The following is a 12,425-nucleotide window of genomic DNA, read 5'->3' on the forward strand; positions in this document are numbered from 1 at the left end:
GAGACGATCATGACGACGGCGAGCACGCGACCGCCCGAGGGCCGCTACGGCCGTTCCTCGGATGAGCGTGCCGACCGGATGCTCAAGATCATCGGAGCCGTGCTGGGTGCGGTGATGCTCGGGCTGATCGGCTGGTTCGGCTACCACTACGTGGTCCAGAACGAGATCAGCGCGGAAGTGATCAGCTTCGACGCCGGGGAGAAGTCGGTGCGCGTGCACCTGGAGGTGCACAAGGACGCGGGCACCGCCGGCTACTGCACGGTCCGTTCGGTGGACTCCACCCGTGCCGAGGTCGGCCGGGCCGACTTCCGCTTCGACGGGGACGAGACCCGCATCGACGAGGTCGTCACGCTCCGCACCACCGGCAAGGCGACGTCCGCCGAGCTGATCGGCTGCCACGCCGACTGATGCCGCGGCCAAAACACAGGCGCTGACCTGCGACGACATGAGTCCGGTGGCTTATGTCCTCCCCCTTCCTGCCTTGAATTGTTAGGCTCGTGGTTTCGCCCATCCGTGGAGGAACATCCTTCTGGGGAGGGCGATCCTTTGTATTCCCAGTCCTACGAGGAGCACCTGTGACCCAGACCAGCGAGAACGTCACCTGGCTGACCCAGGAGGCGTACAACAAGCTCAAGGACGAGCTTGCGTACCTTACTGGTCCCGCGCGCTCGGAGATCGCTGCCAAGATCGCCGCCGCGCGTGAGGAGGGCGACCTGCGCGAGAACGGCGGGTACCACGCGGCCAAGGAGGAGCAGGGCAAGCAAGAGCTCCGCGTGCGCCAGCTCACCCAGCTCCTCGAGAACGCCCAGGTGGGCGAGCCCCCGGTGGCCGACGGCTCGGTCGCGCCCGGCATGGTCGTGACCATCGCGTTCGACGGCGACGAGGACGACACCCTGACGTTCCTGCTCGCCTCGCGGGAGTACGCGAGCGCCGATGTGGAGACCTACTCCCCGCAGTCCCCGCTGGGCTCGGGTGTGATGGGCCACAAGGTGGGCGAGGACGTCCAGTACGAGCTGCCCAACGGCAAGATGGCCTCGGTGCGGATCCTCAAGGCCGAGCCCTACGACGGCTGAGCCCGCCGCGCCAGCCGCGCGCCGGCCCCGAAGGGCCCGACCGGCCCCCTGCCCCGCGCCTCCCGCGTGGGGCAGGGGGCTTCGTCATGCCGCCGCCGAGCGGTACTTGCGCACCGCCAGCGTTCTGAAGACGACGATGATCAGGACCGAGTAGATCAGCGACGCCCACACCGGGTGCTGCATGGGCCAGGCCGTCGAGCTGGACACCCCGGGGTTGCCGAAGAGCTCCCGGCAGGCCTGGACGGTGGCGCTGAAGGGGTTCCACTCGGCGACGTGACGCAGCCAGGGGGTCATCTGTCCGGCGTCGACGAAGGCGTTCGAGATGAACGTCACCGGGAACAGCCAGATGATTCCTCCGGAGGTCGCCGCCTCGGCGGTGCGCACGGACAGGCCGATCAGCGCACCGATCCAGGTGAAGGCGTAGCCCAGCAGGAGCAGCAGGCCGAAGCCGGCCAGGATCTTGCCGACGTTGGTCGGCTCCGCCGAACCCGGGCGCCAGCCCACGATCAGGGCGACGACCGCGAGGACCAGCAGGGTGATGGACGTCTGCACGAGATCGGCGACCGTACGGCCGGTCAGCACCGCGCCGCGGGCCATCGGCAGCGAGCGGAAGCGGTCGATGAGGCCCTTCTGCATGTCGTCCGCGATGCCGGCGCCGGAGCCTGCGGTGGCGAACGTGACGGTCTGGGCGAAGATGCCGGCCATCAGGAAGTTCTTGTACACGTTGGGATCGGTGGTGTTGCCGATCTTCATCGAGCCGCCGAAGACGTAGGTGAACAGCACGACGAACATCACCGGCTGGATGATCCCGAACAGGACCATCTCGGGGATGCGGGCCATGCGGATCAGGTTGCGCTTGGCGACGATCAGGGAGTCCCGGACCGACTGGCCGATCGGGTTGCCGGGGGCCGTGCTGGTGCGCACGGCGTCGGTGGCGGCACTCACTTCGCGGTCTCCTTCTGCTGGGGGCGCCCCGCGGGAGCCCCGGTCCCGTTGCCGTTGCCCTCGGTGCGCTCCGCGACGTGTCCGGTGAGGGAGATGAAGACGTCGTCGAGGGTGGGGCGGCGCAGGCCGATGTCGTCGATCTCGATGCCCCGGGTGTCGAGTTCGCGGATGACCTCGGCGAGCAGCTTGGCGCCTCCGGTCACCGGCACGGTGAGCTTGCGCATGTGCTCCTCGACCGTGGTGTCACCCTTGCCGAAGCCGCGCAGGACCTCGGAGGCGGTGGAGAGGTGTTCCCGTTCGTGCACGACGACCTCGACGCGCTCGCCTCCGGTGCGGGCCTTGAGCTGGTCGGAGGTGCCCTGGGCGATGACCCGGCCGTGGTCGACCACCGCGATGTCGTGCGCGAGGTGGTCGGCCTCCTCCAGGTACTGGGTGGTCAGCAGCAGGGTCGTCCCGCCCGAGACGAGGTCCTTGATGACCTCCCACAGCTGCTGGCGGTTGCGCGGGTCGAGGCCCGTGGTCGGTTCGTCCATGAACATCACGGGCGGCGAGACCACCAGGGCGGCGGCGAGGTCGAGGCGGCGGCGCATGCCGCCGGAGTAGGTCTTGGTGGTGCGGTCGGCGGCGTCCGTGAGGTTGAACTGCTCCAGCAGCTCGTCCGCGCGTGCCTTCGCCGCCTTCGACTTCATCTGGTACAGCTGGCCGACCATCTGGAGGTTCTCCCGGCCGGTCAGGTATTCGTCCACCGCGGCGAACTGACCGGACAGGCCGATGGAACGGCGCACGGCGTCGGGGTGCTTGAGCACGTCGATGCCGGCCACGACCGCCGAGCCGGAATCCGGTCGCAGCAGGGTGGTGAGGCAGCGGACGGTCGTCGTCTTGCCCGCGCCGTTGGGTCCGAGCAGGCCCAGGACGGTGCCCTCGGGCACGTCGAGGTCGACGCCGTCCAGCGCCTTGACGTCTCCGAAGGTCTTCACCAGACCTTCGGCATGGATGGCGCCTGGCATATCAGTCTCCACGTCGTCGGGGATTCTTCGAGAAGCCTAGATTTGTGCGTTTTCTCTTGCCGAACTTTTTTGCCGTCGCGGGACGGCGCCGGGACCGCCCCCGCACACACCATAACGCGATGTATCGCGTCTCACCAGGAGATCACCCGCACGGGTGACACGGAGCCCGAAGGCCGCCGGGGGCTCAGCCGATGACCGTGTAACCGGCCTCGCGCAGGGCCCGTCCGACCTCCGTGCAGTGCTCGGGGCCCTTGGTCTCCAGGTGCAGCTCGACCTCCACCTCCGTGAGCCCCAGCCGGGGGTCGGTCCGTACATGGCTCACGTCCAGGACGTTAGCGTCGACCACTGACAACGCCCGCAGAAGTGCCGCCAGGGCGCCCGGCCGGTCCGTCAGCCGCAGCCGGACCGCCAGGTAGCGGCCCTGCACGGCCATGCCGTGCCGCAGCACCCGCTCCATGAGCACCGGGTCGACGTTCCCGCCGGACAGCACCGCCACGACCGGCCCCTCGAAGCTGCCGGGGCGGCTCAGCAGCGCCGCCACCGGGCTGGCCCCGGCCGGTTCCACCACCAGCTTCGCCCGCTCCAGGCACAGCAGCAGCCCGGCCGACAGTTCGTCCTCGGTGACGGTGCGGACCTCGTCCACCAGCTCGGCCACGATCCCGAACGGCACCTCGCCGGGCCGCCCCACCTTGATGCCGTCCGCCATCGTCGCCGGATCGCGCACCGCCACCGGGTGCCCGGCCGCGAGCGACGGCGGATAGGAGGCGGAACCCTCCGCCTGCACACCGATGATCCGCACATCGGGCCGGTACGCCTTCACGGCGACCGCGATCCCGGCGATCAGCCCGCCGCCGCCCATGCCGACGACGACCGTGCGGACCTCCGGGCACTGCTCCAGGATCTCCAGGCCCACGGTGCCCTGACCGGCGATGATGTCGGGGTGGTCGAAGGGGTGGATGAACACGGCACCCGTGCGTCGCGCGTACTCCATGGCCGCGGCCAGCGTCTCGTCGACCACCTGTCCGTGCAGGCGCACCTCCGCGCCGTACTCGCGCGTGGCACTGATCTTGGGCAGCGGGGCGCCCTTCGGCATGAACACCGTCGAGCGGACCCCCAGCAGGGAGGAGGCCAGCGCGACGCCCTGCGCGTGGTTCCCGGCGCTCGCGGCGACGACCCCGGCGGCCCGTTCCTCGGGCAGCAGCCCGGCGATCCGCACGTAGGCGCCGCGCAGCTTGAAGGAGCCGGTGCGCTGGAGGTTCTCGCACTTCAGGTGCACCGGTGCGCCCACCAGGCCGGACAGGTGCCGACTGCTCTCGAGCGCGGTCGCCCGGGACACCCCGGAGAGCATCTTCTGCGCGCCGCGCACGTCGTCGAGGGTGACGGCCCGCAAGGAGCCGGCCGTGCCGTGGTTCATGGCTCCAGCATCGCAGTTCGCGGCCCGCCGCGGGCGGCGACGGCCACGGAACGAACCGGTGCGGGCCGAACCGGCTTTGCCCGGCACCGGTACGGCGGGGTCCCCGGCCGCGTACCCTGTCCTTCCACATCAGCAGCCCTCCACGAAGCGAGCGCCCGGCCATGGCCACAACACCTGGAATGCCGACGGACCAGACGACCGTCGGGGACACCGGTCTTCTCGACACGTTGCAGCACGAGGTGGCGTTGTTCGCACGCCGTGCCGAACAGACCCGGCTCGGCGGGGTGGGCCAGGTCCGCAACTCCATGGACCGGGCCGCCTACCTGCTGCTCAACCGGCTGGACAAGGAAGGCCCGATGGGCGTCAAGGCCCTCGCCGCGAGCATGGGCATCGACTCCTCCACCGTCACCCGGCAGGTGGCGCCGCTCGTGGACACCGGGCTGGTCAAGCGCACCTCGCACCCCGACGACGGCCGCGCGGTCGTCCTGCAGCTGTCCCCGCGCGGTCAGGCGCGGCTGGACGAAGTGCGCTCCTCCCGCAGGCAGTTGATGGCCGAGCTGACCCAGGACTGGGAGCCGGCGGAGCGCGAGGTGTTCTGCGCGCTCCTCACCCGTTTCAACGGCGCGCTCTCCGCGCGGATGTCCGCGCACGGCGTGCCCGGTCCGGAGGCCCCGTCCGCCTCCTGAGCGCCCCCGAGGCCGGGGACTGCCGTGCGGGCGGTGCGCGCCCCTTGACCGCGGGGGCCGCCCTGGCCCGATGATGGAGATCGGGTCCCCGTCGTACGCGCCGGCCCGGCGCCGTACGCGGCCGGGACCGTCTCTCCGGTTCGTGCGGGAGGCGCGGTGCGACAACGGCACGTGCTCCAGGACGCTCGCCGGGACCGCGAGTTCGCGGCGTTCGTCGCGGGCGCGGCCGGCCGGCTGCTGCACGCCGCCACCCTGCTCACCGCCGAGGCCCCCGACGACAACCCGCGGGCACGGCGCCTGCTGACCCGCTCCCTGGCGCACACGTACGCCGGCTGGAACCGGCTGCGCGGCGACGATCCCTACGACCACGCCCGGCGGCAGCTCGCCCTGCGCTTCGCGCGCGGCGACCGGCGCGGGCCCGGCGGCCTGCTGCGCGCCCGCCCCCATCCCGGCAGCCCGCTGGCCGCCCTCGGCCCGCAGGAGCGGCTGGTGGTGGTGCTGCGCTTCCTGGAGGGGGTCGCCGAGGAGCAGACCGCTGCCCTGCTGGGGCTGTCCCCGGACCGGGTCCGCGCGCTGGCCGCCCGCGCGACGGAGACGCTGCTGCGGCGCCCCTCCGCCCCGGCGCCCGCCGTCGGGAGCATGCGGGCGGTGCCGTCGTGATCCCGGCACGGGACGGCCGTCGCGTCATGGTCCCTGCGGCCCCGTCGCCGGGCCCCGGGCCCGTGCAGCCGCGGCCGGCCACCGGACCTGCGCCGCGCTGTGCCGGAAGGCCGTACACCGGTGCCGGAGGGTCGCACGCCCCTGCCGGAAGGCCGCACGCCCGTGCCGGAAGGCCGCACTTCCGTGCCGGAGGGTCGCCGTGAACCACCTCCACCGCGAGGCGCGGGTGCGGCGGATGCTGGAGGGGGTCCCGCCCCCGGTTCCGCCCGAGCTGCACGCGGACGCCGTGCGCCGCGGGCAGCGCCTGCTGCGGCGCCGGAACGCCGCCCGCCGCGCGCTGTGGCTGCTGCTGTGCGCGGCGACGGTGGCGTTCCTGGTGTGGACGCTGACCGCGCGCCCGTGGGTGGAGCCGCCGTCGGAGACGACTCCACCCCTGACCGGCTGGTGATCCGGCCCCGTCCCGTCCTCGTTCCGTGGGCTACTTGCCGAGGGCCTGCTGGAGGTCCTCCAGCAGGTCCTCCACGTTCTCGATGCCGACGGACAGGCGCACCAGGTCGCCGGGCACCTCGAGGGCGGAGCCCACCACGGAGGCGTGCGTCATGCGCCCGGGGTGCTCGATCAGCGACTCGACGCCGCCGAGGGACTCGCCGAGCGTGAAGACGCGGGCCCGGTTGCAGACCTCGACGGCCGCCTCCTCGCCGCCCTCGACCCGGAAGGAGAGCATGCCGCCGAAGGACCGCATCTGCTTGGCGGCGACCTCGTGACCGGGGTGGTCCGGCAGCCCGGGGTAGAGCACGCCGGTCACCCGCGGGTGCCGGGTGAGCATGTCGGCGACCTTGGCGGCGTTCTCGCTGTGCCGGTCCATGCGCACGGAGAGGGTCTTGGTGCCGCGCAGCACCAGCCAGGAGTCGAAGGGCCCGGCGACCGCGCCCATCGCGTTCTGGTGGAAGGCCAGCTCCTCCCCCAGCTCGGCGTCCGCCGTGATCAGCGCGCCGCCGACCACGTCGGAGTGCCCTCCCATGTACTTCGTCAGGGAGTGCACGACGACGTCCGCGCCGAGCGCGAGCGGCTGCTGGAGGTACGGCGTGGCGAAGGTGTTGTCGACGACCAGCCGGGCGCCCGCGTCCCGGGCGACCTGGGCGACGGCGGCGATGTCGGTGATCCCCATCAGCGGGTTGGAGGGCGTCTCCACCCACACGGCCTTGGTCTTCGGCGTGATGGCGGCCCGCACGGCGGCGGCGTCACCGGTGTCGGCCACCGACCACTCCACGCCCCAGCGGGCCACGACCTTGGCGAACAGGCGGAAGGTGCCGCCGTACGCGTCGTTGGGGATCACCACGTGGTCGCCGGGGCTGAGCAGGGTGCGCAGCAGGCAGTCCTCGGCCGCCAGTCCGGACGCGAACGCGAGACCGCGGCGGCCGCCCTCCAGGGCGGCGAGGTTCTCCTCCAGCGCGGTCCGGGTGGGGTTGGCGCTGCGGCTGTACTCGTAGCCGCCGCGCAGGCCGCCGACACCGTCCTGCTTGTAGGTGGAGACCTGGTAGATCGGCGGGACGACCGCGCCCGTCAGGGGGTCGGCGGTGTTGCCCGCGTGGATCGCGAGCGTCTCGAAGTGCTGACTGATGTGCCTGTCGCTCATGGGCCCGAGGGTAGTGCGCGCGCGAGCCGGATGCCGATCCGAGCCACCGCCCGGGGTCCGGGGCGGGCCCGCGGAGGTCGCGGGACGGGGGGGCGCGGTCCTGCGGGCGGGCCGGTGCGGGTCGGCGGACGGGCTCGCCGGGGGCCGGGGTGCCGGCCTGTCCGGTCGCGCGGTCCGGGCCGGCGGCCGACGCCGCGCCCGGAGTTTTCCACAGGCTCGGCACCAGGTTGGCCATTTGTCGGCGTGTTCTGGTTCGCTTGAGACATGGAGATTCTCTGGGTCCTGATGGCGCTGATCATGATCAGCATCGTGCTGCTCCCCGTCCTGCGGCGCAGGAAGGGCGCGGTCGGCCTCGTGTCCCCGGACCACCCGGACGCGGCGGACCCGGCGAACTACGGTTTTGTCCGCGAGGAGGAGCTGGACATCCGCATGCCGGGCCCCGACCAGGACCTCCTCGACGTCCTCGACCTGGTGCAGCGCACCCAGGACTACCGCGCCGCCCGGCAGCTGCTGTCCGGCACCGACGCCGCGGACGAGCAGCGCTGGCAGCGCGTGCAGGCGTTCGCCGGTGCCGCCTCGCTGGAGCTGCGGGAGCGGCCGGGCGGGGTGGACGAGGCACCGGGCGGGCAGTGGCTGCGGGTGTGGCGCGCCGAGCAGCCCAAGGACGCGGGCGGCGCCGCGGTGCACGCGGAGTTCCTGGTGCAGCAGGCGTGGCGCACGGCGACGCCCGGCACGGACGAGTTCCGGATCATCATGGAGGAGGCGAGAGCGGCCTGCGGGGACGCGGCGCTGCTGGCCCCCGGCGACCCGGTCCCGTACATCATCGAGCTGTCCGTGGCGCGCGGGCTCGGCTACTCCCAGAAGGAGTTCGAGCAGGTCTGGCTGAAGATCCTGGACCGCGCCCCGACGCACATGGGCGCCCATCTGGCGGCCCTGCAGTACTGGTGCGAGAAGTGGCACGGCTCCCGGCAGCTGGCGTACTCCTTCGCCGAGGCCGCGGCGGCCCGGGCGCCCCAGGGCTCCCTGCTGGCCGCGATGCCGCTGTTCGCGGTGTTCGAGCACCTGCCCGACGTGACCCTGGTCAGCAGCTTCTACCAGACCGAGGTCGTCACCAAGGCGGTGCACGGCGCGCTGCACGCGGTGCACGCGGCCCGGCCCGACGACCCGATGCAGGCGCACGTGCGGCACCTGCTGGTGTTCTTCCTGGTCCGCAGTGAGCGCTGGGCGGAAGCCATGGACCAGCTGGTCCGCGTCGACGGGCACGTCGGCGCGCTCCCCTGGTCGCTGGCCGACGACCCGGCCGCCGAGTTCGCGGTCTACCGGGCGCTGGCGGTGGCGGGTTACGAGGCGAACGGCGGCAGCCCGGCGACGCTGCCGCACTGACCCGGGACCGCGCCCGTGCCGCCACGGTGCACTGCACCCGGTGAACCGCGGCGGGCCCGCCGGCCGGGTCCTGACACGCCGAAAGGTCCGCCGGAGACATGTGCCTCCGACGGACCCCGGTGCCGAACGCGGCGCTCAACGCACCGCCGGACGGCTCACCTGCCGTGGTAGGCGTGGTGGATCGCGACCGTCGAGACGGTGCCCCTGGTGTCGGTGACCTTGGCGCGGAAGGAGACCGACCGGCCCTTCGCCGGATTCCTGACGGTGATCGCGCCCTTGGTGACCGCGGCCTTCTTCCAGGTCCGGCCGCCGTCGTAGGAGACGTGCACGACGAGGGACCGGAGGTTCCTGCCGCGCGCGGCGCCCTCCACCGAGACCGGCACCTTCGCGGTCCGTCCGGCGACGACCGTGCTGTCCGCGGCGGTGACCGCGCCGAAACGGACCGTGGACAGGGGCAGCGCCGCGGGCCTGGTGACCTTCTTGGAGCGGAAGGTCCAGGACGCGTCGACGCGGGTGGAGACGCCGGCGACCCGGGTGCTGCGCTTCAGGGAGGTCGTCAGCCGGTACTCGGCGTCGCCGGACGGCACGCCGAACTCCACCCCCTCGGACAGCGGATCGCGGGTGGTGCCGATCCGCCGGCCGTCGCGGTAGAGCTGCGTGAGGGACGACGTGGTCCTGGAACCGCCCGGGTTGCGGGCGCCGTCGACCAGCATCGGCACGTAGCCGTACAGGGTGTTCCCCTCACGGGAGAGCCCGGAGTCCTCGTCCAGGGCCGGCCCGAAGACGGCCCGGTTGACGCTGTGCGCGTACTTCTTGCCCGCCTTGTAGGTCCGCTCCCCGCCCAGGCTGTAGGCGGCCTCCACGACGGGCAGTCCCTGGGCGTCCGTTCCGGCGTGCTGTTCGAAGTCGAAGGCCCAGCGGGCGCGGTCCCCGGTCGACAGGTGCAGGGTGCGCGAACCGGGCAGCTTCTGCTCGATCAGCTCACCGAAGACCACGTCGTCGGCCAGCAGGCCGATGGTGTCGACCCCGCCGGTCCGGCCGGGGGCCGAGGCGCCCAGACCGAGGGTCACGGTGGCGAGTTCACGGGCCGTGAAGTGCCGTTTCTTCGCCGCCTGGATCTTCTGCACCCGGGCGCTGGTGGCCACGTGGTACTCGGTGTTCGCGCCCTTGGTCCACTGGCCGTTCCAGGTCTGCTGGATGCCGCCCGGCGCCTCGGGCCCGAGGTGGGCCATCCGCACGTCGGCGAACGAGGCACCGGCGAAGCCGATCAGGGCGCCCGAGGTGTCGTGGGAGTAGGAGACGGTGGCCGTGGCGGGCCGCGCCTTGGTGTCCGGCACCCTGATGTCGGCCGCCCGGGTGGTGCGGGCGTCCACCGTGACGGTGGTGTCCCGCGTGACATCGAGGCGGGGCTGGACCACCCAGTCGATGCCGCCGCGGAAGGTCTCGGGGTCCTTCACGGTCCAGGAGTCCAGCAGGTAGGTGCCCTTGGGCACACGCACGGTGGTGGTGCCGTCGGCCTCGGCCGGTACGGCGTAGCGGCGGTTCTTGGCCTCGCCGGTGTAGCCGGTGAGGTCGGTCAGGTGCTCGGCGGCGGGCTTGCCGTCGGGGCCGACGGCCCGGACGGTCACGTCGTAGGACTCGGCCTCGCGGTGCACCGAGGCGGCGGTGCGCACGGTCTGGCCGCCGCCCGTGGCCACCACGTACGCCCCGTAGGCGCCGTGCACGGTGCCGCCGAGCCGGGTGTCGGCGGTGAACGGCACGGAGGCCGTGCCGCCCGCGGGGACGGTCACGGTGGCGGCGCCCAGGGTGAAGAAGCCCGCGGGCGCCGGCCTGCCCTTCGGGTCGGTGGCGGTGGACGTCAGCTTCAGCGTGACGTCCTCGGTGCCGAGGTTGCGGTAGGTGAGGTTCCGGGTGACGGGCTCGTCGTCGGTGTGCGGCCACTGCTGGACGCCGAAGGCCAGTGACGCCGGCTCCGCGATCAGGGTCTGCCGGATCGCCCGGTCCACCTGGATGCGGCCGGCGCCCTGCTGGAACGGCGTGTACGCGCCGCCCTTGGCGGACGCGGTGAGCGCGCCCTTGAGCTCGGCGGGACCCCAGTCGGGGTGCTGCTGCTTGAGGAGCGCGGCGGCGCCCGCGACGTGCGGGGTCGCCATCGACGTGCCGGAGATGGTGGTGTAGCCGGCGGGCTTCTCACCGACCTCGGCGGCGATGGCGCTGCCCTTGGCGGAGGCGGCCGTGACGTCCACGCCGGGGGCGGTGACGTCGGGCTTCACGGCCCCGTCGCCGACGCGCGGGCCGGTGGAGGAGAAGTCGGCCAGGCGGTCCTTGCCGTCGACGGCGCCCACCGTGAGGGCGGAGTCGGCGCTGCCGGGGGAACCGATCGAGTCGGGACCGGCGTTGCCGGCGGCCACCGCGACCAGGATGCCCTGGGCGGAGAGCTTGTCGACGGCCGCTTCCAGCGGGTCGGTCTCGGGGCCGTCCGGGCCGCCCAGGCTCATGTTGACGATGTCGGCGCCCTGGGCGGCCGCCCACTCCATGCCGGCGAGGATGCCGGAGTCGTCGCCGAACCCCTCGTCGTCGAGGACCTTGCCGTTGAGGATCTTCGCGCCGGGGGCGACCCCCTTGAAGGTGCCGCCGGACTTCGCGCCCGTGCCGGCGGCGGTGGAGGCGACGTGGGTGCCGTGGCCGGACCGGTCGCCGGTGCCGGGCGAGGCGCTGAAGTTCTTCTCGGCCACGACCTGGTTCCTCAGGTCGGGGTGGGTGGTGTCCACGCCGGTGTCCAGCACGGCGATCCGCACGCCGGTGCCGTCGTGGCCCGCCGCCCACGCCTTGGGCGTGCCGATCTGCGCCACGGACGTGTCCAGGGACGCCTTGCGCACTCCGTCGAGCCAGACGCGGGAGATCCCGGAGGCGGTGCCCTCGCCGTCGGTGACGGCGTCCCACAGGTCGGCGGCGTTCTCGGGCGGGGTCTGGACGGCGTCGGCGTTCAGCGTGGTGAGGGTGCGCCGGAGGGTGCCGGCGTCGCGCACCTCGGCCTTGGCGGCGCGGGCGGCCCCCCGGTAGCCCACGATGACCTTCAGGCCCCGCTGCTGCGACGTCCCGGCCGCCTTCCCGGCGAGTTCGGTGAGGTCGAACAGGCGCCGGTCCAGGCGCCCGCTCGCCACCAGCGGGGCGGCGTCCGCCGGTATCACCAGGGTGCGGCCGCCGGAGGTGCTGATCCGCACGGGTATGCGTTCCCGGCCCTCCGCCCGCCGCAGGCCGACGACCCGGCCCTCGGCGTCGACGGCGACCCGGTCCCCCGTGATCAGTGTGACGTGGCGGGCGGCGGCCGGGGAACTCCCCGCTGCCGCCGCCGGGGTGGCGGCGCGTTCCCCGCTCGCCGCCGGTACGGTCATGCCGGCCGTCAGGGCCACGGCCGCCGCCGTGGCGACCGCGGCCGCGCATGCTCTCTTCACTTGTCCGGGCACGTGCCCCCCTGGGGTCTCCGCGGAGTCCTTCGACATCCGGCCGGCGGTGGTCGCGTGCGCGGGTGCGCACCCGCCGGCCGACGCAGTATGACGGGGCCCGATCATGCCCCTCAAGGGATGCGGCGGCCCGTGCGCAAGCCGTCGGCCCACCGCA

The 12,425-nt window shown here is 73.0% G+C and carries 11 protein-coding genes; 6 read left to right on the top strand and 5 right to left on the bottom strand.

Annotated features, from left to right (window positions below):
• The first annotated feature begins 9 nt into the window (after nt 1-9).
• Both ACSU53_RS11060 and greA read left to right on the top strand, forming a co-directional pair.
• The gene (locus tag ACSU53_RS11060; RefSeq protein WP_437026896.1) at nt 10-408 is read left to right on the top strand and encodes a DUF4307 domain-containing protein; all 399 of its coding nucleotides are present in this window, start codon (nt 10-12) and stop codon (nt 406-408) included.
• A 167-nt stretch (nt 409-575) separates the two neighbouring features.
• The gene (gene greA / locus ACSU53_RS11065; RefSeq protein WP_362090994.1) at nt 576-1,073 is read left to right on the top strand and encodes a transcription elongation factor GreA; all 498 of its coding nucleotides are present in this window, start codon (nt 576-578) and stop codon (nt 1,071-1,073) included.
• 84 nt (nt 1,074-1,157) lie between these two features.
• Here the strand turns inward: greA and ACSU53_RS11070 are convergent, their stop codons facing one another.
• From ACSU53_RS11070 to ilvA, 3 genes are all read right to left on the bottom strand, one after another.
• Nucleotides 1,158-2,018 carry an ABC transporter permease gene (locus tag ACSU53_RS11070; RefSeq protein WP_437026898.1) on the bottom strand — a complete coding sequence of 287 codons (861 nt, stop codon included), beginning with the start codon at nt 2,016-2,018 and terminating at the stop codon, nt 1,158-1,160.
• Nucleotides 2,015-3,025, bottom strand: coding sequence for an ATP-binding cassette domain-containing protein (locus tag ACSU53_RS11075; protein ID WP_437026900.1), 1,011 nt, complete (start codon nt 3,023-3,025; stop codon nt 2,015-2,017). Before ACSU53_RS11075 ends, ACSU53_RS11070 begins: the two co-directional genes overlap by 4 nt.
• Before the next feature lie 184 nt (nt 3,026-3,209).
• A complete protein-coding gene (gene ilvA, locus ACSU53_RS11080; RefSeq protein WP_437026902.1) occupies nt 3,210-4,439 on the bottom strand; it encodes a threonine ammonia-lyase in 1,230 nt (409 codons plus the stop codon).
• A 179-nt stretch (nt 4,440-4,618) separates the two neighbouring features.
• On the opposite strand from ilvA, the gene ACSU53_RS11085 reads away from it, so the two are divergent.
• The 3 genes from ACSU53_RS11085 (at nt 4,619) to ACSU53_RS11095 (ending at nt 6,233) form a co-directional block, all read left to right on the top strand.
• Nucleotides 4,619-5,125: a MarR family winged helix-turn-helix transcriptional regulator gene (locus ACSU53_RS11085; RefSeq protein WP_437026903.1), complete on the top strand. Its 507-nt coding sequence runs from the start codon at nt 4,619-4,621 to the stop codon at nt 5,123-5,125.
• A gap of 156 nt (nt 5,126-5,281) precedes the next feature.
• Nucleotides 5,282-5,785: a sigma factor-like helix-turn-helix DNA-binding protein gene (locus ACSU53_RS11090; protein WP_437026905.1), complete on the top strand. Its 504-nt coding sequence runs from the start codon at nt 5,282-5,284 to the stop codon at nt 5,783-5,785.
• A gap of 199 nt (nt 5,786-5,984) precedes the next feature.
• The gene (locus tag ACSU53_RS11095; RefSeq protein WP_437026907.1) at nt 5,985-6,233 is read left to right on the top strand and encodes a hypothetical protein; all 249 of its coding nucleotides are present in this window, start codon (nt 5,985-5,987) and stop codon (nt 6,231-6,233) included.
• Between the two features lie 30 nt (nt 6,234-6,263).
• Here the strand turns inward: ACSU53_RS11095 and ACSU53_RS11100 are convergent, their stop codons facing one another.
• Complete coding sequence (locus tag ACSU53_RS11100; protein WP_437026909.1) at nt 6,264-7,421, bottom strand: cystathionine gamma-synthase; 1,158 nt, start codon at nt 7,419-7,421, stop codon at nt 6,264-6,266.
• 264 nt (nt 7,422-7,685) lie between these two features.
• Between ACSU53_RS11100 and ACSU53_RS11105 the strand changes: the two genes are divergently transcribed.
• A complete protein-coding gene (locus ACSU53_RS11105; RefSeq protein WP_437026910.1) occupies nt 7,686-8,804 on the top strand; it encodes a hypothetical protein in 1,119 nt (372 codons plus the stop codon).
• A gap of 155 nt (nt 8,805-8,959) precedes the next feature.
• On the opposite strand, the gene ACSU53_RS11110 is transcribed toward ACSU53_RS11105, so the two are convergent.
• Nucleotides 8,960-12,271, bottom strand: coding sequence for a S8 family peptidase (locus ACSU53_RS11110; protein ID WP_437026912.1), 3,312 nt, complete (start codon nt 12,269-12,271; stop codon nt 8,960-8,962).
• Nucleotides 12,272-12,425 lie beyond the last annotated feature (154 nt).

Origin of the sequence: Streptomyces sp. enrichment culture (assembly GCF_964273255.1) — a bacterium.
Lineage (GTDB): Bacteria > Actinomycetota > Actinomycetes > Streptomycetales > Streptomycetaceae > Streptomyces.